Origin of the sequence: Sinorhizobium sp. BJ1 (genome assembly GCF_002531555.1) — a bacterium.
In the GTDB taxonomy this organism is placed as follows: Bacteria; Pseudomonadota; Alphaproteobacteria; order Rhizobiales; family Rhizobiaceae; genus Sinorhizobium; species Sinorhizobium fredii_B.
On record NZ_NWTH01000029.1, the window covers coordinates 20170 to 45671 of the forward strand.

21 protein-coding genes and 3 pseudogenes are annotated in these 25502 nt (G+C 59.2%); 5 read left to right on the forward strand and 19 right to left on the reverse strand.

The annotated features are described in order from the left end of the window. Positions 1-143: 143 nt before the first annotated feature. From CO676_RS34815 to CO676_RS27040, 4 genes and pseudogenes are all read right to left on the reverse strand, one after another. A complete protein-coding gene (locus tag CO676_RS34815) occupies positions 144-563 on the reverse strand; it encodes a hypothetical protein (RefSeq protein ID WP_144340203.1) in 420 nt (139 codons plus the stop codon). Positions 564-1355: 792 nt separating this feature from the next. Next, positions 1356-2168 carry an arylamine N-acetyltransferase gene (locus CO676_RS27030; RefSeq protein WP_097523344.1) on the reverse strand — a complete coding sequence of 271 codons (813 nt, stop codon included), beginning with the start codon at positions 2166-2168 and terminating at the stop codon, positions 1356-1358. A 338-nt stretch (positions 2169-2506) separates the two neighbouring features. Continuing rightward, positions 2507-3821, reverse strand: a pseudogene (gene hemN / locus CO676_RS27035) (oxygen-independent coproporphyrinogen III oxidase). Between the two features lie 786 nt (positions 3822-4607). Then, positions 4608-5981, reverse strand: a complete 1374-nt coding sequence (locus CO676_RS27040; protein ID WP_097523345.1) for a hypothetical protein — start codon at positions 5979-5981, stop codon at positions 4608-4610. Positions 5982-6603: 622 nt separating this feature from the next. On the opposite strand from CO676_RS27040, the gene CO676_RS27045 reads away from it, so the two are divergent. Further along, complete coding sequence (locus CO676_RS27045) at positions 6604-6936, forward strand: transposase (protein WP_210166922.1); 333 nt, start codon at positions 6604-6606, stop codon at positions 6934-6936. Between the two features lie 711 nt (positions 6937-7647). Continuing rightward, a complete protein-coding gene (locus CO676_RS27055) occupies positions 7648-8472 on the forward strand; it encodes an EAL domain-containing protein (protein ID WP_097523346.1) in 825 nt (274 codons plus the stop codon). A 171-nt stretch (positions 8473-8643) separates the two neighbouring features. Here CO676_RS27055 and CO676_RS27060 read toward each other — a convergent pair whose 3' ends face one another. From CO676_RS27060 to CO676_RS27120, 11 genes and pseudogenes are all read right to left on the reverse strand, one after another. Further along, on the reverse strand, positions 8644-9468 hold the full coding sequence (locus tag CO676_RS27060) for a response regulator transcription factor (RefSeq protein ID WP_046118004.1): 825 nt from the start codon (positions 9466-9468) through the stop codon (positions 8644-8646). Positions 9469-9783: 315 nt separating this feature from the next. Then, the gene (locus CO676_RS27065; RefSeq protein WP_097523347.1) at positions 9784-10413 is read right to left on the reverse strand and encodes a response regulator; all 630 of its coding nucleotides are present in this window, start codon (positions 10411-10413) and stop codon (positions 9784-9786) included. A 77-nt stretch (positions 10414-10490) separates the two neighbouring features. Further along, on the reverse strand, positions 10491-12074 hold the full coding sequence (locus CO676_RS27070) for a PAS domain S-box protein (protein ID WP_097523348.1): 1584 nt from the start codon (positions 12072-12074) through the stop codon (positions 10491-10493). Between the two features lie 115 nt (positions 12075-12189). Continuing rightward, a complete protein-coding gene (gene panD / locus CO676_RS27075; protein ID WP_097523349.1) occupies positions 12190-12642 on the reverse strand; it encodes an aspartate 1-decarboxylase in 453 nt (150 codons plus the stop codon). 398 nt (positions 12643-13040) lie between these two features. Beyond that, positions 13041-14030: a beta-ketoacyl-ACP synthase III gene (locus CO676_RS27085; RefSeq protein WP_097523350.1), complete on the reverse strand. Its 990-nt coding sequence runs from the start codon at positions 14028-14030 to the stop codon at positions 13041-13043. Then, positions 14027-15295 (reverse strand): adenosylmethionine--8-amino-7-oxononanoate transaminase, encoded by a 1269-nt coding sequence (locus CO676_RS27090; protein ID WP_097523351.1) that lies wholly within the window; start codon positions 15293-15295, stop codon positions 14027-14029. The genes CO676_RS27085 and CO676_RS27090 overlap by 4 nt, the downstream gene beginning before the upstream one ends. Further along, positions 15292-15929, reverse strand: a pseudogene (gene bioD / locus CO676_RS27095) (dethiobiotin synthase). Before bioD ends, CO676_RS27090 begins: the two are co-directional and overlap by 4 nt. A 2-nt stretch (positions 15930-15931) precedes the next feature. Continuing rightward, positions 15932-17074 (reverse strand): 8-amino-7-oxononanoate synthase, encoded by a 1143-nt coding sequence (locus tag CO676_RS27100; protein ID WP_097523352.1) that lies wholly within the window; start codon positions 17072-17074, stop codon positions 15932-15934. Then, the gene (bioB, locus tag CO676_RS27105) at positions 17071-18090 is read right to left on the reverse strand and encodes a biotin synthase BioB (RefSeq protein WP_097523353.1); all 1020 of its coding nucleotides are present in this window, start codon (positions 18088-18090) and stop codon (positions 17071-17073) included. The genes CO676_RS27100 and bioB overlap by 4 nt, the downstream gene beginning before the upstream one ends. A 212-nt stretch (positions 18091-18302) precedes the next feature. After that, positions 18303-18971, reverse strand: coding sequence for a GntR family transcriptional regulator (locus CO676_RS27110; RefSeq protein ID WP_097523354.1), 669 nt, complete (start codon positions 18969-18971; stop codon positions 18303-18305). 1145 nt (positions 18972-20116) lie between these two features. Continuing rightward, positions 20117-20437 carry a hypothetical protein gene (locus CO676_RS27120; protein WP_097523356.1) on the reverse strand — a complete coding sequence of 107 codons (321 nt, stop codon included), beginning with the start codon at positions 20435-20437 and terminating at the stop codon, positions 20117-20119. A gap of 321 nt (positions 20438-20758) precedes the next feature. Between CO676_RS27120 and CO676_RS27125 the strand changes: the two genes are divergently transcribed. The 3 genes from CO676_RS27125 to CO676_RS27135 all read left to right on the forward strand — a co-directional run bounded on the left by CO676_RS27125 (position 20759) and on the right by CO676_RS27135 (position 22190). Beyond that, on the forward strand, positions 20759-20992 hold the full coding sequence (locus CO676_RS27125; protein ID WP_280952054.1) for a WGR domain-containing protein: 234 nt from the start codon (positions 20759-20761) through the stop codon (positions 20990-20992). Positions 20993-21257: 265 nt separating this feature from the next. After that, the gene (locus tag CO676_RS27130; protein WP_097523357.1) at positions 21258-21710 is read left to right on the forward strand and encodes a MucR family transcriptional regulator; all 453 of its coding nucleotides are present in this window, start codon (positions 21258-21260) and stop codon (positions 21708-21710) included. A 105-nt stretch (positions 21711-21815) separates the two neighbouring features. Further along, entirely contained in the window at positions 21816-22190 is a 375-nt protein-coding gene (locus tag CO676_RS27135) for a hypothetical protein (protein ID WP_097523358.1), read from the forward strand. Between the two features lie 621 nt (positions 22191-22811). On the opposite strand, the gene CO676_RS35770 is transcribed toward CO676_RS27135, so the two are convergent. The 4 genes and pseudogenes from CO676_RS35770 to CO676_RS27155 all read right to left on the reverse strand — a co-directional run bounded on the left by CO676_RS35770 (position 22812) and on the right by CO676_RS27155 (position 25498). Further along, a complete protein-coding gene (locus CO676_RS35770; RefSeq protein ID WP_210202640.1) occupies positions 22812-23267 on the reverse strand; it encodes a reprolysin-like metallopeptidase in 456 nt (151 codons plus the stop codon). Between the two features lie 19 nt (positions 23268-23286). Then, positions 23287-23703 (reverse strand): hypothetical protein, encoded by a 417-nt coding sequence (locus CO676_RS35775; protein ID WP_210202641.1) that lies wholly within the window; start codon positions 23701-23703, stop codon positions 23287-23289. 218 nt (positions 23704-23921) lie between these two features. Beyond that, positions 23922-25010, reverse strand: a pseudogene (locus CO676_RS27150) (heavy metal translocating P-type ATPase); the annotation flags it as partial. Beyond that, positions 25007-25498, reverse strand: coding sequence for a FixH family protein (locus tag CO676_RS27155; protein ID WP_097523360.1), 492 nt, complete (start codon positions 25496-25498; stop codon positions 25007-25009). The pseudogene CO676_RS27150 and the gene CO676_RS27155, both read right to left, overlap by 4 nt. Positions 25499-25502 lie beyond the last annotated feature (4 nt).

Below are 25502 nucleotides of genomic sequence, written 5' to 3' on the forward strand. Positions count from 1 at the left end.
AACCGTGTTGCATGCACGACTGCACACACGCTTGCAGGTGATCCTCCTTGAGCTGTAAGTTCTGCTCGTCCATCGGCTGCAGGTAGATTGTGCCGGTATAGTTCACCGGAGGTCGCGCAGCGCGCAGTTTGCCGAGGATATTGTCAAGCGCGTACACCGGCAACCCGTCGTTTTCGTCGACGCTGTGCGCAGCTATCACGTAATTTGAAGCAACACGCTCGCTCAGCTGTAACCCGGTTGATTTTGGCCGACCTTGGGCTGCACACGATGTATAGACCCTGGCAATCAGCAGTGTTCTTGTTGATGATGCTGAGCGGTGGAGGAGCCAGCAAACCGTTTGTTTCGACTTGCACATAGCAACCGAAATGCTGAATCAGCTTGAGTACCAGCACTTCGATCTGCTGTCGCAACGGCTCGCCGCCTGTGATGACGACAAGTCCGGTGAACCGCTTGATCGGGAAGTTGTCGGTTGTGCCATCGACGCGTTCATCGATGTTGTTGGATACCGGCAGCGAATCCCGGTAGACTCGTTGCATCTCACCGCAGATTTCGTCGATACCCATCCAGCGACGTCCTGACGTGTAATCGGTATGGCGCGCGGGGCACTGCAGGTTGCGGCCGGCTAGCCTGGCAAAAAACTAGGGCAAAATTTCACTGGGGGCTATGGCACTTTCTGTAGTTATTCCTTCTCCTGGTTCCGAAAATGCATTTGCCAGCGAGGAAGCAAGTAGCGAGCCAACAGAAAAAACACGTTAGAACAACATGTTGCGCAGACATCACTATGTCGTATGTCCGACAACCCGCGGGGGTTAGTTCAGAAAGTGACTTCGAGAGCTGAGAGCGACGCCCAAGGTGGAAATGGATGATGGCGCTGATTCCGTGGCATTGCGGAACTCAATCGGCCGGCAGCGCCTTTAACCAAGCCGCTCCATCTCACCCATCATGTGTATCCGAGCACTCGAGAGCGCAGGCACCCGAACGTGTCAACAACGCTCATGGCCGCGCCGCCGCCCCTGAACGATTCGAGCACACAACCGGTGGAGTCTGGGAATGCGGAATGAGAACGGATTTGAGATAATTGCTGAGCAGCGCCCGGTTAACGGGGCCCCGACGCTGGGTCGACCGGTATGCTCGATCGCTTGTGGCGACACCGTAACCGACGCTCACCTATCCAATCCGGAGATCTTGGCTAGAGCTGCGGATTGGCTGCCACCGCTGACGGCTGGTGAGCGGACTTGAACGAGCAGGATCATTTACTTATGAGGCTTCGAGTGATGCCAAACACGTTGCCTGCAAAAAAAGGCCGATCGACTGCTGAAAACCGCTGCAGTGGCAAGGCTTGCCGGCCTTCTTTCCTATACCCGTCCACACGACCCAAGCTTTTCCCATAACGAATCAATCGTGGACCGAGGAAGTTGCAGCCGAAAAACATCGGACAAGAGTCGCTGCAGTTCGGTCTTCGTTTTGAGTGTTTCTGTTTCCTCAGTTTGGTTCCGAATCAAGCTGAAATCCTTGTTGAACAAGTTCGCAGTCCCTTCGGCTGTCAGCACGCTGATCATGAGGCTGGATGGAAACGGCGAACGGTCCCAGCGAGCGCAGATGAAGTTAGCGCCCTCGACATCTGAGGGCAAGGCGGTGGCTCGATCGAAACCATAAAGAGCGAACCATTCATTCCCGTTCTTGCGTTCAATGACGAGTTCTCCGCTGGCGGAATCAGCTCGCAGACGAAACACGTCACGGCCAGCTGTTTGCAGTTCCTCTGTATCGATCCGCAGCGGTTCAATCGGTGCTGGACCACCGAAGCCAGCGTCGGCGAGCCAGTCGACGCCCTCGATGGTTACGATGAATGCCTGGTGTGTGCGTGGTCCACCCTCCGCTGCACCCATACGCACTCTGCCAAGGATGGGCTGGATCATGAAGCCGAGTGCTTCGAGCGCCAAGCCAAACAACTTGTTCAATTCGAAGCAGTACCCCCCTCGCCGGGCATTGATCAGTTTGGCCCAGATCGAATTCTCAGTCAGATTGGGTATATCACCCAATAGCACATCGATGTTTTCAAAGGGAATCGCGCGCATTTGAGCCTGCTGAAGGGCAATAAGACCGTCTACCGTTGTCGGCACTCGAGCAAGGCCGATACGATTCCGATAGATCGCAATATTGAATGTCATGAGATGTCCTTAACAGCTAGAATTCTTATCGTTGAACGCTCTGCCGGAAGGGGGATGCGTCCCAGGGTCACGGAGCAGAGTACGGTGGCCATCTCCCCTATAGAAGTGAACGTGCCGACCACTCCGGAGCCATTCCTCGTGTTCGCACTGAACCAAAGCGGCCGTTCGAGCGCGGCAAAGTCCCCGTGATGCCGGAAAGTCGCGCGTTGCTCGTACAGGGGACTAAAACTCACGGTGCTGCGATAACGGGTACACGAAGGAATTCCGATCCACGGCGGATTGCAACAGTTCGTATCGAACTTCTCAGGCCTCCGCTCATGGTCACTCGCTGTGGCTCACTACGACTGGTCGAGATAAGCGTCGAATGCGGCAGCTACAGAGCGAAGCAAAATGCGATGGCCATGCCGCACGCGGATGAAGCCATTCTCGACGTCTACCATCCCGTGTTCGGCCAGCATTGCCAAGCGCTCAGCTGAATCGGGAAAATGGGTTCAATCAAATCCGTGGGCTGCACAGATTGCCGGTACGTCGGCCTCGAGATCACACATCAGTCGCTCGATGATTGCGCCTCGGACGCGGTCTTCGCCGGTGAGACGGTAGCCCTTCGACGTTGCCAAGCGACTGGCTGCGATGTGCTGACTATAGCCGTCCAGCGCAGCTTCGTTCTCGACGTAACCCTCTCCAACACGCCCGATAGCCGACGCACCAAAGGCGATCAGGGTTTTGCAGGTTTCGGCAGAGTAACCTTGGGAGTTGCGCCGCAGGCGACCGTTTTTCTGAGCCAATGCGAGCTCGTCGTCCGGCAAGGCGAAGTGGTCGAACGCAATCTCTCGGTAGCCGGCGGCAACCAGCGTCTCGGCTACGGCCGCAGCTTGTTCGGCGCGAGCAGCGCTGTCCGGGAGCGCTGCCTTCTCGATGAGGCGCTGATGTTTATTAGAGGATGGCGCGTGAGCGTAGCCTAACACGGCAAGCCGCTGGCGGCGCATGGCTACCGCCACCGTTGCGGTCTGAACGCAGCACTGCATCGTCTGATTGGGAAGACCGTAGATGAGATCGATGTTGATGCGGCTTATTCCCTGCTGGCGCAGGTATTCGACGGCAATCGCCGTTTGCTCTACACTCTGGATCCGATTGATCACTTTTTGAACAAAGGGGTCGAAACTCTGCACGCCAAGGCTCGCGCGGTTCACCCCGGCTGCTCCTAAGGCTTCGGCCGTCTCCGCACTGAACGTGCGCGGATCGATCTCCACGGCGATGGCGGTCTTTTGCCTGAATGCGAAGCATCGGCGCAGAAACTCCATCAAGGCGAGGAATTCCTTTGGCCCAACGAGCGTCGGCGTTCCGCCGCCAAAGTGTACGTCGCTCACGGGCAGCGCCTGCTGCGTTAGCTCCGAGACCAAACGGATCTCGTCGCGCAGCGCCGCCACGTAATTTTGGATCGGCGCATCCCGCCGGGTGATGGTAGCAGCCGCAATACCAGCACATCGACCGGCTGAATGGAATATGGATGTAGAGCGATACGGAATCGTTAGCTGGTAGGCCGCCCAGCCATTCCCCATAAGTTTCCGCGCCGATCGCTGCGGAGAACTGCGGTGCGGTTGGATAATTGAAGTACCAAGGCGGGCTTGCCTCGCTATGTTTTGTCTCTAGCATAGCCGTCTCTCATCCTGATGTTAGCTCCGTAACTGGGGCGCTCTTCCATGTCTCTGATCTATGTCAAATGTTCCGCCGTGGCGGCGCAACTTGTATTCCGTCAAGCCGAGCAGCCTGTGTGCATGGTCTCCATGGAGGCGTGCGCCGGTGCGGTTTATTGGCGCGGGATTTTCTGGCGCGACAGCGGCGCAGATTAACAACTCGCTGCGTGGCCACCGAGTACGGCTTCATCACTGCCCAGGGCTACCCGATGTTGCGGGTTTCATCACTCCGCCGAAAGCAGCTCGCCTAGCACTCGCCATGGCGGCTGATACGCTGCCATCACTGGAGGACAGGATCAGGTGACGTGACGATAACGCGCCGTGCCCGGGAAGAGCGAGATGCTCGGCTGCGTGCCACAATCCCTGACGTAAGTTCTGTGACCGCGACGGCATTAGTGGCGTTGGCTCCAGCAGCGTCGATCTTCAGGAGAGGACGAGTTTTCCACCTAGCCGGGCCTGACACCGCTCCAGCGATCAACTGGCGGAAAACAGAAATTGGCGCCAGCAAGACGGTGCTCGCGCTGCCCAGCGGATTCAGCGCATCAACCGACCTACTTTGGCGTTCGGAAGATCAAAGAAGATCGCTGTGCGGCTCAACGAGGAGCCGCACAGCGATGATGCGCGCAAGTTAATCGGGCGGGGTAGCGCTCACCCGGACCCCCCGGAACCGCGCCAAGCTCGCTGGAGCAAGCTATGCTACATTAGCAAGTCCAATACCGGAGCTATGTGGACGGGTTCTTAGTTCCTAGCGTGGGGATTGTCTGTCGGCATCTACATTGCTTGAGTGATGGATGAGCCGAACGTCATTGGGGCCCCCCGGCCCCAAGAGGGCGGTGTAACGCTCGCCGCGAATGTCGTAGTTTATTGCCGGCTGCGCCTCGTTCGGCACGTGGCCCCAGCGGCGGAGCTTCGAGAGCATCGTGTCCGGGGCTGGTTGGTCGCCGTCCGAAAAATTCTCGGGAACGGCGAACGATGCAGCATAAATCTCGCGGGGCGCGGGGGACGTCCTCTCAGCCCTGGAGGACGCCGGAGCGGCTTGCTCCATCGACCCTCCAAACAGCGCTGAGGCTCGATTCGTTCGTTGCGCGCTGGGCTGCGGAACGTTTTCCAGTCGAAATCCCAGAGGAATGGCAGCGCCTGGCGGATTGAGTGGGGTGCTTCGCCTCATCGTTGCCGCGGGCACAAACAGCGCCGTGTAGCGGTCATTGTGAACGATAAAACTGTTGGGTCGGCTGTCCTGGCTCGGCGGGACGTTGCTCCGGTCAAGCGCAGCGGACGCGTGCTGGTCGCCCTGCCGGAAATTGAAGGGAAGAACGGCCGATTCTGAATCCAGCCCTTGGTGATGACCCTCGGTTGGCTCGAGAGACGCCGATGGGCCGGCGTTTCCCACCATCGCCCACAGCAGATCCTGATCGTAGCCTTCCGCAGGAAGGACGAGCCGATCGCTGGTCTGAAACGGTGCGCCGGCGTCTTCCATCAGCTCGCGAACGACTGAACTACCGGGCTCGCTCACCTGGCGCCCGATGGTATCCCCTTCCGTATGGCTTAGTGTTCTTTGCCTTTTCGCAGGCTTCAACTCCCCGGTGTAATCCTCACCCATGAGGACCTCGTGACTTGAAGAGGGAGCGCTCCCGGTCAGCTCGTTGCGAGCCGGTTGGTAGCCGTCGCTCCAGTTGAACTGGCGAACGGCTTTTCCGCGGTCCGGTCCCTGGTGATCGCGCGCGGTTGAGAGAGACGATGTTAGGGTGGGTTCGCCCATCATCCCTCGCAGCGGGTCCCGATCGTGACCTTCCGCAGGCAGCTCTATCGGCCAAGTCCAAGCTTCCCGCGGCGCGCTGTGCTGGGCAGCGGTGTCCCCGAGGTGTCTGGTGACGGCGTCTTCGGGAGGAGGACCGTGGGCCCCCTGGTGCCCACGTTCCAAAGCCTCGATGAGGCTGCGCTCTTCCTCAGACAGAGGAAGATAGTAGCGATCTGAAGAAGCAGGAAACTCTGCAACGGCAGGGGCATTAAGCTGCGGCGCTTCATCCAAGTACGGCTCAAACTCCGCTTGCTGCTGTTGTGGTTGTGACACTGCGGCGTGGTCACGGTCGAATGGGTTGATGCTGTTAAATGGGTCCATGTCAACTCCCCGGGGATTGAGTCGGTTCGCAATGCCGAGCCGATAGTGGCGCTCTCTCTCGTTCTATTCGGATCAGCTGTCGACAAGCTGACGCGCTTAGAGACTGACGCGATTGCGATCTCAGATCAGTCATTTCGCCGCTCTTGACCGCGACTCGTGACGGAACCGAGCAGGCGGCATGGCTTTGCCAGTTCGGGACGAGCACAATGGCGTCGGCACTCTGACGCCGCGACCATCTCGGCAACTGATTGGGTCTCTTCAGTCAACCCGCACGTTTCGAGGCCACCTCGATCAGCTTGCACCATCAATTTTACGGTTTGTGGCGGCAACGCTTCCTTGGCTCGCACGTTCGGTTGCCGCACCGCGGCGGATGCTCTCGATCGGATTGTAGTTCTCAGCTGGCTCTGGTGCTCGGCAGGAAAGTCATAGACAGCCAATAGGCTCTAGATTGGCGATCCTTGTCCGGCAATAACGTCACGCGCATGTTTGGCAGGATTCTCGGCGAAGGTATTGAGTGCATGCTCCGCGACCGCCCGGCTTTTTATGAGACCTGTGCGCGGGTGTCTGGACCGAAGCGAACGACTGTGATTCTATCGATCTGAACAATGGATTGAGGGATGCGATGTGGCGTCGGCGCATTGGTCAGGAAAAGTTCGGCTTTGTCCTCGCACGCGGTAAACCGTCCTCGCTGGATGCGCTTGTCAAGCTGATCGACTGGGCACCGATCGATGGCGCTCTCGGGATGATCTCCAGTGCCGCCAAAGGAGAACCTGCCTGGCCGCCGTTGTCGTTGTTCAGGGCAATGCTGCTGTCGGTCTGGTACGACCTGTCCGACGTCAAGCTCGCCGAAGCACTGGACGACCGCGCCTCCTTTGGCGCGGACGGGCGGAGAGCTTGGCAAAGCCCAGCGCCTTCAACTCCCGCCCGACCGTCGTCTCGTCGACGGATATCCTGAACTCCTGGAAGAGCCACTGCACGAGGTCTTTCCTGCGCCAGCGCACGACGCCGTGCACGGCAGGGATAGGGCACTTTCGACGATCTTCGAAAGCGCTTGGCGCTGCGCGTCGTTTAGCTTCGCGCGCCCACCAGGCGCTTTCCCATTCATCAAACCATCGGGGCCGCGTTCGTTGAAGCGCATGACCCAATCGCGGACGAGCTGCACCGTCACGCCGCCAATCTCGGATGCATACTGCCGCGAGCCGCCATCATAAATCGAAGCCACGCCAACAGCCGCCGAACCTGGGCGGCATCCTTTGCCTTCTTCGCCAGCCGCCGCAGCGCAGGCCCGTCAAAGTCTCCACGCAACGAAATCGCTCTCGTCATCCCAAACCTCCGTTTGGCACAATGAGTCAGAAATCAGCCGATTTAGGAATCCCCTAACGAGTCGCAATCAGCGCTCGCTGGTATTAACCCTTTTTAACTTTTTACCAGATGGAGAAGTTGTTACTGGGCCTCGGCTGGACACGACCGGTTAGGCGACAGCGGCGCTCGTTAGTGTCTCGGTACTTCATTATTGATCGCAGCCAAGATCGGCTGGTCGGGTTGGGCGAGCAGTTCGATGCTGTGGGGAAGGCGGGGGCCCCCTTCGAATGAGACCGCTGCGGCGGGCTAATCGCACTGCTCGCGAGGTGATGTGCAGGAAAACGCAGCAAACCAAGGGGAGAAAATGAGCTTCGACGACGTGGACAGTATCGTTCGCACTGCCCTCCAGGCGATGCGACAGGGCCGGATCGGTTTTTCGCTACAGCAAGTGAATTGCGTCAATGAGCACCATGAAGTGTTTTATTCTGAATGTCTGGCGAGACTTGAAAAACTCGACGGCACCGTGATCACCGCCGGCGAATTCTTGCCCGCCCTGGAAGCATCGGGGCATGCACCAGAATTGGATCGCCATATTTTGAACTTAGCCTTCGAATGGTTGTCCAACAGCGCGTCCGTACCGCTCGGATGCAACGTCTCATCCTTGAACTTCTCCAGCAGAGAACGCCGGGCGATGCTCTTCGACCAACTCCATCGAAACCGGTCGCTTGCACCGCAACTGGTCTTGGAGATTACTGAGAGCGCGCCCGTCATACAGCAGTTCGGTGTTGCGGAATTCATTCAAGACATTCGGAATTTAGGTTACAGAGTTGCCATCGACGATTTTGGGACTGGTTACTCGAGTCCCGAAACCATTTTTTCGATGGCCGTCGACATTATCAAGATCGATGCTTTTTTCGCACAGTTGAGCAGGCGTTGTGAGGCTGACCGCTTGTTACATCACATGGTAGGGTTGGCCTCCTGTGTGGCCCCGACGATCGTCGTTGAAGGGATCGAGACCTACGAGCAACTCACGCTGGCAAGAGCGGCTGGTGCTACCCATGTCCAGGGATATCTCCTGTCAGAGCCTACGCTGTGTCCGGTTTTTCGGGGATTGGCACATCCCGCCGCTTTGGGCAGCACAACCGCGCGTGGTTTGGGGGTGCCCTGCTTCACCAAGCTGTCGGCTTGACAAACCGCCGCGCTGCCTGCCCCAGATATGGTGTGTGTCGCTCAATTGAGAGCCGCTTCGGTGGAGACTCGTGCGCCATGCTGCAGGCCAGGATTGGCGTCACCCGAAATCCACGACCTAAGTAGGATCAAGGTTCCACTTCGAATTTTGCTCTGCAGGAAGGATCGAAGGTCACAATTCGCTGTATCGGTACCCAGAACCGCGAACAGTTTGAATGCAGGATCCGCTCTCCTCGCTCAGTTGCTTCAGTTTCTTTCGCAATCGACTGACATAAACATCGAGCGTCTTGTCATACGGGTCGAATTCGCGAAAAAAGACGATCTTGTACAGGAAAGACTTCGAACAATTTCGGTTTCTGTTTTTGTAAAGTGCTTCAATGATGCGTGCTTCCGCGTCCGTTAGCCGCATTTCGCTCCCACTACATGCCAAGACTCTTCTTTGGAGGTCGCAGATCACGTGCCCGAAAGATACCAGCTCCTTTCGTTCCTCCACCGGCCGTTCGGACCTGTGCATCACGAGCCTCCTCATTCGGGCGTGTAATTCCCGGACATGAAACGGCTTCATCATGTAGTCGTCTGCGCCGAGGTCAATTGCATCGGCGCGACTGTCGCCGGTTCCCGCCCCGGAAATCAGAATAAGCGGAACATTTGTGTTTCGCCGGATGGCTCGCAATATTTCGATCCCGTTGCCATCCGGGAGGTTTACATCGATGACAATCCCGTCAAAGTAATCGATCTCACAGCTGTGTACGATGTGCGCAGCCTGTTTGCAGGTCGACAGAAACCGAAGGCGATCGGAGGGGACCGGCCACGCAATGCGAATCGTTTCGGCCATCAACGGATCGTCTTCGATAACAAGTATATCCATGAACCCAGGTTGCCTTCGATCTGCTGTAACCGCGCGGCGACGTGCCTCTCTCGCCAGTGTCCCCCAGGTAGGGAGCCTGGACTGCTCTTGAGAGTCGCCGCCGTGATGCGCGATGACCCGCACCGCCATGGCAAGCCACCTCCCTGACGAGTGCTGCAAGCGGGTTGTCTGCCGAAACGGCTAAACCACTCTCTGGGAAGATCTTCGCCCGCCATGCTTCATGTATCCTCCCCCCGCAGAACGCGCATCCCGTAGTGTGTCCGAGGCGGTTTGTTCCGAGGCACGTTTCCACTCCGCCCCTTTATGCCGCGAGTTGCTTAATTGCCACCTCTTTAACGTGGTTTTACGCTTTTTTACTTTCGCTTAGGCTTCGGCAAGTTTTGGGCGGGGGCGCCCCCTGAGCGCAAGCACAGGCGTCTCAGAGCTTATACGCCCCCCAACGCCTCAAGCGTTGCCATCGAGCATCAGACGAACTTTTACGGCCAGCTCCGAGGGACGATAAGGCTTCCTGAGAAAGTGGATACCGAATCCTAGGTCGCCTTGGGCGTTCTCCGCGTATCCAGAAGTAAATAAAATCGGCAAATTTGGACGAATTGTGCGCGCCTCTTCCGCTAAATTAAGCCCACTTAGTCGGCCAGGCATTACTATGTCGGTAAACAGAAGATCTATATCTGTTATTTCTCGGAGAGTGTCCAAGGCCTCCTGACCATTGCTCGCAGGAACTAGCTTGTAGCCGAGGCTTGCGAGTTGTGTGGCTGCATAGGTGCGTACCAGCTCATTGTCATCCACCAAAAGAATCGTCTCCGAGCCTCGGGGCAGCTTGCTCCTGCTTGGACTCGATGTTGTTTCCTTATCAGCTTGGGCGGCTCTCGGAAGATACATCTTGATCGTCGTGCCCTCGCCGGGTTGCGAGTGAATCTTGACGTGCCCATTCGACTGCTTTGCAAAACCAAAGACCATGCTAAGGCCGAGACCACTCCCTTTTCCGGCTTCTTTGGTCGTGAAGAACGGTTCGAAGGCCCGCGCTAGGACGTGGGGCTCCATCCCGGTCCCGGTATCGGAGATTGTCATCATCACGTATTGCCCCGACGCGGCGTCCGCCTTCCAATCGGCAAAGTGTTCATCGAGAGAGATGTTTGCTGTTTCGATCGTCAGACGTCCGCCACATGGCCTCGCATCGCGCGCGCGTTGATGCAAAGGTTCAGGATTGCCGTTTCAAGCTGAGCGGGATCGACCAGAGCCTTCCAAAGGTCCGCCGGTTGGAGAAACTCGATTTCTATGTCTTGGGAAATTGTCCGTCGCAGGAGAGCGTCCAAACCATTCAGCAGAGAATTGAGATCGACCACTTGTGGTTCAAGAGCCTGTCGGCGCGCAAAAGCAAGCAGCCGGTGCACGAGTTCGGCACCCCGTTGAGCAGCCGCCCAGGACATCTCCGCGAGACGGCGGAGGTTCTTATCGTCGCTCAGCCGGTCGACGAGAACCTCTGCATTGCCCAGGATGACGGTCAGAAGATTGTTGAAGTCGTGCGCTAAGCCCCCGGTCAACTGGCCGATTGCCTCTAGCTTTTGGGCTTGTCTCAGTTGCTCCTCGACGGCGAGGCGCGCTGTTATATCCGAATTAATCGAAAGGATCGATCGCGGGCTGCCATCAACGTCACGCATCAGGGAGCATCGCGCGTCCACGGTAATGCAGCTCCCGTCCCGGCGCCGCTGCGCAATCTCCCCGCTCCATTCCCCCGTTGCCACGACGGCGGCTACATAAGCGCGGAGATTGGAATTGTAATCATCGCCGTAAAGCAGTTCTCGAAGAGATCGGCCTGCTGCTTCTTCCGCCGTCCATCCGTAGATGCGCTCCGCGCCCTTGTTCCAAAACAGAACCCTCTGGTCGATGTCATGAACGATGATCGCATCGCGGGCAAGATCGAGAAGCGCAGCCTGCTGAGTGAGCTTGTCTTCGGCTTCCTTTCGTGCCGAAATGTCAGTCATGCCGCCGACGAAACGAACCGGATTTCCCTGGTGATCGTAGATAATATATCCGGAATCCTCGACATGCGCGGTCGAGCCATCGCTGCGAAGAAACCTGTAGTCATCTTTCCATGTTTGTTGCCTGCGATCCATCGCCGTTTGAGTGGTCCGCAACACGCGCTCTCGGTCATCCGGATGGACATGGGTTTTCCAGAATTCAAGATTCCTGCGGCATTCTTCGGGCGAGTGGCCGAACACCGTCTTGAGGCCATCACTCCACCAGATCGCGTCTGTAGAAACGTTCCAATCCCAGATGACGTCCGCAGTTACGCTTGCGACTGCCCGAAACAGCTCCTCGCCTTCTCGACTCTTCTGCTCAGCAACCAGACGCTTGGTTACATCCAGAGCCATTATCAGCCTTGCGCTTCGACCTTCAAAGTCGAAGGGATGGGACGATATTTCTGCGAATACAATCCGGCCATCCTTAAGCTGATGGCGCCAAACACCTGACTCCTCGTGCCCGCGAGGCCCCGTGGCAATACTTTCCAACAACGCAGGCACGTCTTCCTGGGGACGAATGTCCCTGATGGTCATGTTCAGAAAATCGCTCCGAGAATAGCCATAGCGGGCGATGGCGGCATCGTTTACCATCAAGAATTGCAGCGACTCAATATCATACACCCACATTGCTTGTGGGTGGGACTCAAACAGTTGTGCATAGGAGTAAGCACATTTCTGGTCCGTATTGAGGGGATCATCTGTCATCTTCATTTGAGCTGTACCAAGGCACCAAGCCTGCTAAAGCACGAGATACAAAACCCGCGAGCACTGCCGGACAGAGTGTGCCACGTCTTCAAAGTCGGGTCACCGAATCGCGGGAAGCGCTCTATGCGCCAGATACCATTAGAGGAACGGGCAACGAAACATGCGCCTCATCGAAAATTTCGAATGTGTACCTTCCCTGAGGATCGACGTTCACAGAGTAGCTCATGCGGTCGCGTATGTTATTGTTTTCATCGAACGTGAGTACCTTCGGTTTCAATGAAGTAATTCGGCTTTCGTCAAGATAGACCGAGTTGCAAATGATGACCTGGTCACCGGGCTGACAAGTGCGCGCGGCGGCTCCGTTGAGAACGCAGCACCTCGAACCGCGTTCACCAAAAATGACGTATGTTGAAATCCGCGCGCCGGAGTTCTTATTCCAGATCTCGACGAACTCCATCGGCAGGATGCCGGCTTCCTCGCAATGATCGGGGTCAAGAGTGATTGACCCATGATAGTTGAGGTTTGCCTCAGTCACGTAGATGCCATGCAGTTTGCCTGCGACAAGCTTTCTCATGTTCCCTCACCGTCACTTTTGTCGTGGCCTTAATAGAGGAAAGCCTGCGAGACCGGAAGGCGCTCGTATGCCAATCAGTCAGGCACCAGGTGGAGGCTCCCGATCGGTCGCAGCACGCTGCCGCCCTGAAAGATTCGAACAGCCGACTCACGAAATGCCACCGCCATCCCTCACCTGAAATTCCGCGCCTTCACCCTGATCACGTCGCTGCAGATAGGATCGACGATGTCGCGCAGCCGCGGCCCATTCGGGAGCCCGCTTGGATCCGCTGCCGGCGATCCATGATGAAACTCGTTCCCGCGTCCGTACGGAAGCAGAAGGGATTGCATCGCGATCGCCGACACTCGCGTGCTTGGACGACAGGTCCGTCAGCCGGTGTGCGACGAGTTCCGAGAAGCCTAAATGCTGAGGAGCACAGCCCCTCCGGTCATCCCCGCCCCGGCCGCCGTCAGCAACAGCTTCTCCCCGGGCAGGAAGGACTTGGCCTTGTGCGCAAGCGACAGCGAGAGCGGGATCGTCGCAGCCGACGAGTTGCCGTGCTCCTCGATGGTGCGCACGGTCCTTGACGGATCGACGCCGAGATTGCCGCAAACCACATCGAAGATCCGGACATTCGCCTGGTGGGGCACGAAGCGGCTGACGTCCGCAGACCCAAGACCGGCATCGGCAAGCGCGCGGGTTGCGCAGGCTGTCATCATGTCCACCGCCCGGACAAATACCTCCCGCCCGTCCCGCATCGTCATCAGCAGATCCTCCGCAGGCATGTTCGGCGCAAAGGGCCGGTTACTGCCGCCGGCGGGGATGGTGATCAGATCGTAACCGCTCCCATCTGACGCCAGGTCCACGCCTATCAGACCCTTGTCCGGATCGTCCGAGGGCGCAACGACGACGGCGCCTGCCGCGTCGGCAAAGAGCACGGCGCTTGCCCTTTCGGCCGGGTTGATGCGGCGGCTCAGGATGTTGGCGGCAACGACGAGGACCGGTTTTCCCCGGCTACGGACGAAACCGTCGGCGAGCGTCAGCGCGTAAAGGAAGCCCGAGCAAGCGCCGGCCAGGTCGATCGCGCCGGAATTGGCAAGCCCAAGACGATGGGCGAGCAGCGGTGCGGAAGGCGGCAGCAGGTGATCGGGCGTCGATGTCGCGAGCAGCGTCAAGGCGATGCGGTCGCGTGAGATGCCGGCCTCCTCGAGTGCGTCCTCCCCGGCTTTGGCCGCGAGACCGCTGAGCGTATCGCCCTCCTCGACCCAGCGCCGTGCCCGGATGCCGGTGCGGCGCTCGATCCAGCCCGGCTCGAGATCAAATTTCGTTTCGATCTCGGCGTTGTCGACGCGCCTTGCCGGCACTGAATGGCCGAAGCCGGCAAGGCGGGATGACCGGACAGTGCTCATAGCCGCCCCTTCACAAAGGCCGAGGCTGCCTCGTCGATCGCGTCATAGGCCCGGTCGAGATCGGCATCGGTGACGCAATAGGGCGGCATCAGATAGATGACATTGCCGAGCGGGCGGATAAGCAGCTTGCACTCGCGAAAGAAGGCCCTGAGCCGCGGTCCGACATCCGAAAGATAGCCGCCCGCCGGCACGGAAAGGTCGAGCGCGGCGATCGTCCCTGCCTGACGAACATTGCCAAAGCGCGGATCGGCGCCGAAGCGTTGCAGACGTCGCCGCTGGTTGGCGGCAAGGGCTTCGATGCGCCCGCCGACCGGCTCCGGCTTCCAGACGCCGAGATTGGCGACGGCCGCCGCGCAGGCGATCGGATTGGCGGTATAGGAGCTGGAATGGAAGAATGTCCGCCGCCGGTCCGCCGACAGATGCGCGTCGAATATTTCGGCCGTGCAAAGCGTCGCCGCCAGCGGCAGCGCGCCGCCGGTCAGCCCCTTCGACGTGCACAGGATGTCAGGCGTGATCCCCGCCTGCTCACAGGCAAACAGACTGCCGGTGCGGCCCCAGCCTGTCATCACCTCATCGGCAATCAGGAGGCTGCCATGCCGGTCGGCAATCCGCTTCAGTTCGGCAAGGACGAAGGCCGGATAGATCTTCATGCCGCCGGCGCCGAGCACAAGTGGCTCGATGAGCAGCCCCGCCATCTGGCCGGAGGCGCAGAAGCTCGCGAATGCGTCGAGCGTCTCCTGTTCGCGACCGGCTTCGGGAAACGGCAATCGGTCAACCGCGAAGAGAAGCGGCTCGTAGACCGCATTGAAGATGCCGCGCTCGCCGGCAGACATCGTGCCGATCGTATCGCCGTGATAGGCGTGCTCCATCACGCAGATACGGTGACGCGGCGCGCTGATGTTGTGGAAATAGCCGAGCGCCATCTTGAGCGCCACTTCGACCGCGGTCGAGCCGCTGTCGGTATAGAAGACGTGCTTCAACCCGGCCGGCGCGATCTCGATCAGGCCCCTGGCCAGTTCCTCCGCCGGCGCATGGGTGTATTCGGCAAAAATCACCTGATCGTAGGTTTCCGCAGCGCGCTCAATCGCTGCCATGATCGCCGGATGCCGGTGCCCGTGGGTGATCACCCACCAGGACGAGATCGCGTCGAGAATGTGCGCACCATCCTCGTCGATGAGATAGGCGCCCTCGGTGCGGAGGATGCGCTTCATCGCCGGTTCGAGCGCGTGCTGGGTGAAGGGGTGCCAGACCGGGGAAACGTTCATGCCAGAACCTCGCGGAAATGGTCCACCTCGAAATGCTCGCGAAAGGCTCGCTGCAACCCATCCGGGGTCAGCCGGGCAAGCCGCGGCAGCCGCCCGAGAATGCGGACGCGCCCCAGTTCCGCGATCGTCCGTTCCGTGTCGGCCCGTTCGTCGCCGGTGAATGCGACGCCGAGGACCGGGATCGACGGACGCGCATCGCTTCAAGCGACAGCAGCGTGTGATTGATGGTGCCGAGTCCGGTGCGGGCGCAGAGCACGACCGGAATCCGCCAGCGCTGAAAGACATCGGCAAAGACCGTCCGCTCGGTCAACGGCACCAGCAGCCCCCCTGCCCCTTCGATGACAAGCGGCGCGTCGGTCTCAGGCGGGGAAAGGCTTTCCGGCAGGATCGCCACACCGTCGAGCCTGGCGGAGAGATGCGGAGAGGCGGGTGTGGTGAGCCTGTAAGCCTCCGGCAGGATGCGGCAAGCCTTTATCCGCCCGAGCCGTCCGACCGCTTCGCTGTCCGTCTCGCCTTCGAGTCCGGCCTGCACCGGCTTCCAGTAGAAGCCGCCAAGGGCAGCGGCGAGTGCGGCGGCGAAGACGGTCTTGCCGATGCCGGTGTCCGTCCCGGTGACCACGATGCGGGATGTCATAATCACCATTCCTTCGCCATCGCGACCTTCAGGCGTTCCAGCATATGCGCGATCGCCGGCCTGTCGACGTTCAGCGTGATCGCGATCCTCAGCCGCGCCGTGCCCTCGGGAACGGTCGGGGGGCGGATCGCCCGGATGTCGAAGCCATCCGTACGCAGGCGCGCTGCGATCCTCACGGCCCGAGCATTGTCGCCGATCATCACCGGGAGGATCTGAGATCCGCTGCCTTCGATGCCGAGCATCGCGGCGAGCGCCGCATTGGCAAAGGCGCTGAGAGCCTCGAATTCCGCCCGGCGCTGCGGTTCCTCCGCGGCGATCCGCAACGCCTCGCGAACGGCGGCTGCCGTCAGCGGCGATGGCGCGGTCGAATAGATGAAGCCGCGGGCGCGGTTGACGAGATAGTCGCAAAGGATTCGGCTGGCGCCGAGCAACGCGCCGGAGACGCCCAGCGCCTTGCCGCAGGTATGCAGCACCACAACGTTTTCCCGACCCTCAAGCGCCGCCGAAAAGCCGCGTCCGCCGGGGCCGAAAACACCGGTGGCATGGGCCTCGTCGATGACCAGAAAGCCATCGTGCTCTTCTGCGAGTGCGGCAAGTTCCATAAGCGGCGCCCGGTCGCCGTCCATCGAATAGAGGCTTTCAACCGCAATCCACGGGTGCCCGGTTCCACCGGCGCCGCGCCACTTACGGATGGCGCCGGCGAAGGCATCCACATCGTTGTGCCCGGCGGTAACCGCCTGCACCTTGCTTGCTGCGATCCCCTCATGCACGCTCGCGTGGATCAACGCGTCATGAACGATGATGTCGTCGCGCTGCGGCAGGGTCGAAAACAGAGCGGAATTGGCCGTATAGCCGCTGCCGAAAAACAGCGACCGCTCCGCGCCGAAGAATACGGCCGCCTCGAACTCAAGCGCCTCATGCTCCGGGTGATTGCCGCGCAACAGCCGCGATCCGCCGGCGCCGACCGGCACCCCGCGCTCGACGGCTGCGCTGATTGCGGCTTTGAGGCGCGGCGAGTTGGCGAGCGCCAGATAGTCGTTCGATGTGAAATCAGTCCCACTTTCGGCAAGCAGCGCCCGTCGCCGCCCCTTTCGCGCGAGCCCCTGCAACGTCCTCTCATAGGCGTCGAGAGCACGCCTGCTCATTCGGCCGGCTCCATGTCCGCCGGCCGCAGTTCCATCGGCTTCAGCCCGAGCCGGCGGAACAGCGCCGCATCGTGGTCCTCGCCGGGGTTATCGGCGGTCAACAGCGTCTCGCCAACGAAGATCGAATTCGCCCCGGCGAAGAAACAGAGGGCCTGCATCTCGTCGGTCATCTCCGTGCGGCCGGCTGAAAGGCGGACATGGGACTGCGGCATCAGGATACGGGCGAGCGCGATCGCCCGGACGAAATCGATCGGATCGACCGGCGGCGCATCAGCGAGCTTCGAGCCGGGAATGGGAATCAGCATGTTGACCGGCACGCTTTCGGGGGCGGTCGGAAGATTGGCGAGCGTCACCAGCATCGAAACGCGGTCATCGATCGTTTCGCCCATTCCCAATATGCCGCCGGCGCAGACCTTGATGCCCGCATCACGGACATTGGCAAGCGTTTCCAGGCGGTCGGAGAAGGTGCGGGTGGTGATGATCTCGCCGTAGAAGCGCTCCGAGGTATCGATGTTATGATTGTAGTAATCGAGCCCAGCATCTGCCAGCCGCTCCGATTGGGCCGGCGACAGCATGCCAAGGGTCATGCAGGTTTCCATCCCGAGCGCCTTCACGCCGCGAATCATGGCGGCGATCGCCTCCATGTCGCGCTCCTTCGGGCTGCGCCAGGCGGCCCCCATGCAGTAGCGCGCCGCCCCGCCTTCCCTGGCTTTGCGCGCCTCAGCGATGACCCGTTCGACTTCCATCCGCTTCGACGCCTTGAGCCCGGTCGGATAATGCGCCGACTGACTGCAATAGCCGCAATCCTCTGCGCAGCCTCCAGTCTTGATTGACAGGAGGCGGCTCATCTGCACGGCGTTCGGATCGAAATGCGCGCGGTGGATAGAATGGGCGCGGAACAGGAGATCGTTGAACGGAAAATTATAGATTTTTGCGGCCTCGGCGACGGTCCATCGCTCTGCCCTTGCCCCGGATTCGGCCCCAATTTCGCCCCCTATTCGGCGTTTATCTAGCATTCCTAGAGCTCCTCCCCGTGCGCAACAGCTTGTGTAGATAGATTCTAATTTTTATCTACAATCTATTCGAACCCGACGCGGCGCAACCGCCTAAGCGGCGAGCAAGCGCCGAACTTCAACCATGACGGGATGGCGGATCTATCGATCGGCCACGACGAATTCTCGCCCACATCCGGAAAAATGTTGCAAATGCAATCCGCTAAGCGTCGTGATCAGCCGACGATCGCAAAGGTGCTAGGCAGGGAACCGGACGTGTTTTTCATCGGCTTTTGGCCGATCCTCTGAACGTGGCGCCCCAGCACGGCGGCGGCGTTCTCGGTCTTCCCCTGACGAAGGAAGGCCAGAATCGAGCGATGATCGTGATCGGGCTTGGCTTCCCAGTTCGACCGCCACGTTGCAAACAGAAAACGCGCGCTGACCGCATGCAGATCGTCGATAGCAGCAAGCAGGCGCGGCATGCCGCAGGGCGTCAGGATCAGCCGGTGGAAGCGCCGGTTCGCCTCCTCCCAGGAGCGCAGATCGCGGGCGTTGTCCGCTTCGGTCGTCGCCTTCTCGGCCTCATTGAGGATCGAAGGCGTCAGATGCGGAGCCGCATGGCGAAGCGCGAGGACTTCGAGCGCGGCGCGCATCTCCGCAACCTCGCGAACCTCCTTGAGACTGAAGGACGCGACCCGCACCCCACGGCGCGGTTCACTGACAGCGAGGCCCTGCGCTTCAAGCCTACGGAATGCCTCGCGCACAGGCACATGGCTCGTTCCGAACTCCTCGGCGATATGGTCCTGCCGGAGCTTGGTGCCCGGCTCCATTACGCCCGTCACAATCCGATCGGCAAGGATGCGGCTAATGCGGGTGGCAATAGTGTCTTCGTTCCTGTTGGTCATATTTTATAGATAATTTGCAGCAGGCTCGCTGTCGAGCCGGACAGAGATTGCCACCGATCTGCCGCGAGGCAATCAAAACATACGGCCGCCTTTTGCAACGTCGCGACAGGGAGTTTTGCGCCGCTGCGATGGCCTCGATTGACGGACAACGCGGCCTTTGCGCGCTCGCTTGAGATGTCGGTCCCCCGCACCCGTTCGAGACAATGGATCGATGATGTGACCGCCGCCAATCGACTTTGCATCCATTCGCGTTGACAGGATTCGAACGGGAGACCCCACCCCGAACAGGAGTTCGTAAGCAAGTATCGACGGCTCATTGAGAATCAGCTTGAGTCAGCTACTGTCCCACTAACCTAGACTTAAACCAGGTCACCAGTTCGTCGAAATCCATCTGCCCAGCAGCGACGGCAACGACGAGATCATCGACGGGTTCGTCGTCCGGAATATCCAGCATATACCCGCTACGATCGACTAAGATTTCGACAAGGAGCCAGGCTGTTCGTTTATTACCGTCCACGAAACCGTGATTGCCGACCATGCTGTGCAGAAGGGCTGCGGTACCCCGAATAGGGTCGCGCCAGAGCCGACTCGATCAGGTGCAGGCTGCTAACGCCTTTCAGGCCGCCATACGTCAAGGCTTCATCGTGTGAGCGGTGGCGTCCGCGAGGGTCAGCCTGTAGTGCCGACGACTAGCGATCTGCCAGACGCTTCAGCGCCGAACTGCGCCTGGACGAAGCTTCCCTGACCGTAGCCTCCGTTTTTGAACTTGCCTTAGCGGCACCCTTGTGCGTGACAATCTCCATGAAACGGCCTGTGGCAGCTTCACGCTTAACCCACCCGCCCTTTACCGGAGTTGTCTCAGATCGCTTCTTCATAGTCCTAATCACGATTAAGTCTCTAACTTATATGCGGCGTTTCCTCGTTCTGCGCAAGGTCACGACGAGTGCCCTGCCGCCTTTGTCCCTTTGTCTCTTCGATTGCAGGTTTCGCCGTCTCCTACTACCGTGACGGCAACACCGGGGGCGCGCGATCTGTATGATCGAGAACGACCTCCTTACTATCCTCTATGTCGATCCTGATCGCCCTGTCCACGTCGGCGCGTATTAGATGCATCGAACGGCTGCCAAAGCAGCCGTGCGATTTGGTTATCTTTCGGTTGACGCATTTCGGACATCAAGGGAAGCTGTCTCGAACGATCGCACCCTCTCGGCCGCATCGAGCGCCAAGCTTCTCCAGAGCCGATGTATAGCCTTGGCTACGTGGATCCAGGCCTGATCGGTGCCAGCGATTTCCAGGTCGGTAATGAGGCGCCCGAGCCTCGCAATGCAGTCGTCGATGTGGCCGCTAAGCCGAGACAGCTGATCGAAAGTGACCGCTGGATGCGCCAGCATTCTGGGCACAGTCGCCGCCGCTCGTTTCGCAAGATCTTCCTCGTCCAGGAGAGTTCTCTGCCACTCGTAAGTCATGGCTATCCCTTTTCAGACCGCGACAGCATCGCCGATGGGTGCGGAATTAGTCAATGAGCAGGGGGGCGGAATAGCGTGCGCGCATTTCATCGAACAGATTGTCGCGGCAGGCGGATGCTCCACCGTTCCGCTGGGATGGAAATCCGGGGGCCCACTTGCTTTAAACGCTCCGGCGCGAACTCCGGTGAGCATAGTCGACGCGGGCGGTTTAGGCTATCCTTTTGCCACTAAAACCGCACAGAATGTCGATCGTCGCGGCGTAGGCGATTGCCAGACGGGGAGCGACACCCGGGATCGTCATAAAGCGTCGGCAGACCCTGAATTGGATATGTTCAGCGCATCGACGCGAGCAGAAACATGGCACGCCATTATACGATGTCCATCGAACCAGATCTCTTCCGTGGCTCTGCGCTCGTCTGTCGTTGGTGTCGTATCGGCACCCGCGGCCAAGAACGCATTCATCTATCTGCGAATAATGGTCAAGCGATCAGTCGCTTTCTTTTCCTGACGCGCCGGAAGCGAGCCCACGGTTACAAGCCACTATCGTACTCATGAGCGGGAGGCCTCGATAGGCGACGCAGCGCTGGTGGCCATCGTCGCTCGGTACCGATTGGCAAGGCATGAGAGTGGAGCGAGTTAGCAATCACCATAGAAAGTAGGCAAGATTCTCGGAAGCCAAAATGCGGCCGGGAATCAAGAATAAGTAACCGGAAAGCTGTCGATAACTTCACTCGCCCCTCTCGGATCGCCTTCCTTCCAGCGGAAATACCTGCAAATTACGCGGCTCAATTTCGATCACCACAGACTACGGAGAAGACCATTGACGGAATCTCATTCAGATACAAGGGAACGGAGACTCGAGCTCACCAGCCGTATCGTGGCCGCCTATTTGAGCCGTAATGTAGTTCCCACCGGCGATCTGCGGCATCTTATCCAGCAAACCTACGCCTCGCTGGGCGGAACTTCTCTACCACAAACCGAATCCACCACCGAAGAACAACGCCCTGCCGTTTCAATCAAGAAGTCTGTGACCGACGAGTTCATCGTCTGCCTGGAGGATGGCGGAAAATTCAAGTCTTTGAAGCGGCACGTGATGACGAAGTACGGTCTCACGCCGGAACAATATCGGGAGAAGTGGAAACTTCCAGCCGACTACCCGATGACAGCGCCGAGTTACGCTCGACAGCGCTCCGAACTTGCGCGCGCGACCGGCTTGGGAAAGAACCCGGCATCAACGCCCGCGGACGCCGCGCCTCCTGTACGCAAAAAATAGGCCCGAAGTTCAGTTGAGGACCAATCCCGAGAGCTGCCCATCGCAAGTGGGCACGTCTTAAATAGGGAGAGCCAACAAATCCCTTTTGCGCTTCGTTATCCTGGGATGGTGGGTCGTCGCTACACCGGATCGCGGCTGGAGACGCTATTATCCTGGCATGATCGTTATGCTCCGGATGAATGGGAAAAACACCGACGCCTGATCGGCCGGACCCCTTACTGCAACGAAGAAATCCTCGAAAAGGTCAGGAACGGAAACGGGGAGAAACTATGGATCCAACGCCAGGAGCTCCGCCTCGCGAAACAATTGACCCATGACGCCACGGAGAAGCATCTCTACTCACTGGGGTTCCGCATGCCCAAGACGATTGGCGACCAAACCAACTCGATCCAATGGGCGACCGCGCAATGGAAACAGGAGCCGGTCAGCGACGCGTACAAGAAGGAATGCGGGATGAATGGGGAGCAAGCCCATTCTTAGCCCAGCGCTTCGACGATGGGGTGCTTCACATTACCGTCCAGGACGAGCATTGCCGATGCATGATAGCATCGGCAATGAATGTCGATGGTTCCGTCTTCGATCGGAACAAACGGGACGCCCGAATATTGCCAATCGACACGCCCAGAAGACTCGAAAGGCAAGAGGTGCACGCCGGACCTGAAGGTGGAGTACGGTGCGGAGCCCGTCCTATCCTCTCCCGCAGGAAACTGGGTTGTAATGAACTATCGAGTCCAGGCCGGACGTTCAGGTTCAGCGGTGATTGAAATAAGCGAGGGGACCCGCTTCATAGTCCGTGTTAGCGGCAAGATCGGCTACGAGCCCAGGGCTGGAAAGACTTCGAAGACGAAGTTCAAGATCGGCCAGTATCGAGGTTATATGCCCTTGGTTGATACCATTGATGTCGACTGGGTAAGAATAGGCCCTCAGTAAGAGTTGTTGCCAGAAGCTCACGGCATCCGCGACCACTATCCCTGCAGCCCTCTCTCCGTAAAACGCGAATTCTCAGATCCGCATAGTCGGTATCATTGCGCACATTATCGTCCGGGAAAACGGCCTTTTGATCACCCGGATAGCCGAGTGTTTGGATGTTCCAGTTGCCCATCACCGTGTCGGATGCCACAGCGCTGACCGCCATGGCTGCGCCGAACATTGCCGCAAGTACGGTCCGCATGAGCATAGTTTGCTCCTCAACGTCGCTTGAATGACGGCTTTAAAGTCTAACGGCGAAACTTGTGCCACCAGCGCGAATTGAGGGGGCAAATCTGCCTTCTGGCGCAACTGGCTGAACGGCCGCATCAAGCGGATCGGCGCGCCGTTGATCTTTGTAAGCGCTCCGCTCCACGCTAATTGATAAAGACGTATCAGGTCGTCGATGTCCGTCTTCGTCAGCATGCTGTCGGCGCCGTAGTTCATGATCGAGCGTTTGTCGTGGGCGCCGAAGATTTCGCTGGCGTAACCTGCTTCCGAGACTTTTGCAAAGAAGTGCCGGAGCCCGAACACATGGCCGAGTTCATGTGCAACTGTTTCGACCTGCTCCTCCCGCACCTGTTCGAACATTTTGGGAAAGAGAACCAGTTCATGTTGCCCCGCATCCGGAAAGAATGCTCTCGCGAGCGTGCAGCCAAAAACTGCTGCAGTTGTCGTCAGCTCTCACCACGATCTCGAAGTCCCACGGTTCGGCCGTTTCGGAAAACTGTACGGGAACAGCATTGCCCCATTTGATAGGCGTCTCGCCGAAGAGCGTTCGTACGTACGCTTTAACGGCCTCGGGTTTTGCAAAGCGCTGAAGCGACTGTTCCTGAAAGCGCCAGTTTAGGATGACGTTCCTATCCCACAGCGGGATAAAGCCTTGCGTGGCGTCAACCACAAGTTCTTCGATCGGGCGGTTCTCAGGGGTGGCAAACCCCACCTTATCCGTTTCGCAACACGCGTTGTTGTGATAAACGTGTGTCGTCTGTTTCAAGATCTCTTTGAGGTCATTTCCGGTCTTCAAGGTGAAGTCTCCGGCCCTATGTTGCTTTCTCGATACCATCGCACTTCCCCGCGTTGACGACGAACGTTGTGATACGTTGATCTGATGATGTATGTGGATGGACGCGGCAACGGCGGCACTGGCCCGTCTTGTCCCGTATGCTTTCTTTTGCAAGGCCCGCGTGTAAAGTAGCGTATTCTATGAAATAGAAAGCGCAAATATCCCCTTTGCGTAGAAATCGCGACCGCCTGCAAGCGGGCTCGCCCACCTTCGGCCGCCTCCATCAGCCCCAGGATCTCGGCCAGGAAGGAGTTGCGCGCGCTCGCCGTCGCCTCGAGCACCAGCGGGCCGGTAAGGTTGAGCGTGCCGGCCTCGACGGCATCGCCGGCGCCGACCGAGATCGGCGCGCTCTCCCCGTTGACGACCGAGCGGTCCAGATCACTGGTGCCCGAAACCACGCGTCCGTCGACCGGTATTCGCTCGCCGGCAGCGATCATCAGATTCTCGCTTGTGGCGCGATATTCCCGCGAACCGTCCCTATTGAGGACTGTTGCGCCAAGCGGCGACAGCCGTGCGAGACCGCTGATTGCGGAACGGGCGCGGCGGCGCATCGTGTGGTCGAGCGTTCGACCAATGAGCAGGAAGAACAGAAGGGTGACGGACGCGTCGAACCAGGCATGCTCTCCATGGCCTATCGTCTCGTAGAGCGACATGCCATAGGAGAGTGTGACGGCAAGCGCGATTGGCACATCCATGTTGGTCCGCCCGTGGAGCAGCGCATTCCAGGCCGACTGGTAGAAGAAGCGGCCCGCATAGATCAGCGTCGGCCCTGCGATCGTAGCCGAAATCCAATGAAAGAGGTCGCGTGTTGCCGCGTCCGCGCCCGACCAGACGGACACGGACAGCAGCATGATATTGGCCGCAGCAAAGCCCGAAACGGCGACTGCACGGATCAACTGTGCCAGAAGGGCGTCGCCCTCTTCCTCGCCAGGGGTGAAGGGATGCGCCTCGTAGCCGCGTGCGGCGATGGCGCGCACGAGTTCTCGAGGATCGCTGCGCTTGCCAGCGGTTTCCTCCTTCCAAATAATCGAAAGGCGTCGGGAGGAAAGATTGACGCGCGCCCGCTGGACATCGGGTCTCGCCCGCAACGCCATCTCGAGCGTTGTGATGCATGCGCCGCAGTGGACGCCCGGCACGCTAAGATCCGTCTGTCGCAAACCGTTCCCAAGCGCCCGGCTTGTGAGCCACAGCCCTTCGGAAGAGGGCAGCCCCTGCCCCGCCGCGTCTGCAATAACGGTCGTGCCGACCGCCGAGGCACAGCAGCTCATTGGTCCTCTCCCGCTGCGATAAACCGAATGGCCTGACGGTAGACGAGTACTCCGCCCGCCTTGGACGTCACGTCCGCGATCCACTGCCCCGGTTTGAGCGCCTGCGTCGAAACGAACACGCCGTTACCGTCGCGAACGAGCTCGACGCGAACATCCTCACGAGCCTCGACGGGCCGTTTGAGCACTGCGACAACCTGATCGACCGCCCGCTCCGGCTCGCCTCTGCGGGTCAACACGTAACGGACGCCGTTCTCGGCCGTGAGTTCGCCCTTGATGCCGCTTGCCGCAAAGGCGCGTGTCTCGGCCGCCTTGCCATTGAACTGCTGGCTGGCGACGTAGGCGTTCTCGACGACGAGGCCGCTCCAGCTTCGGCTGGCATTCCAGGCCATGACGAAGTTTACCGAGATGATGGTGCCGAAGAACAGCGCCATCACCGCCACCATATGCCATCCGGTAAAACGACGCGGTTCACTGCGTTGGCTGATCATAGAG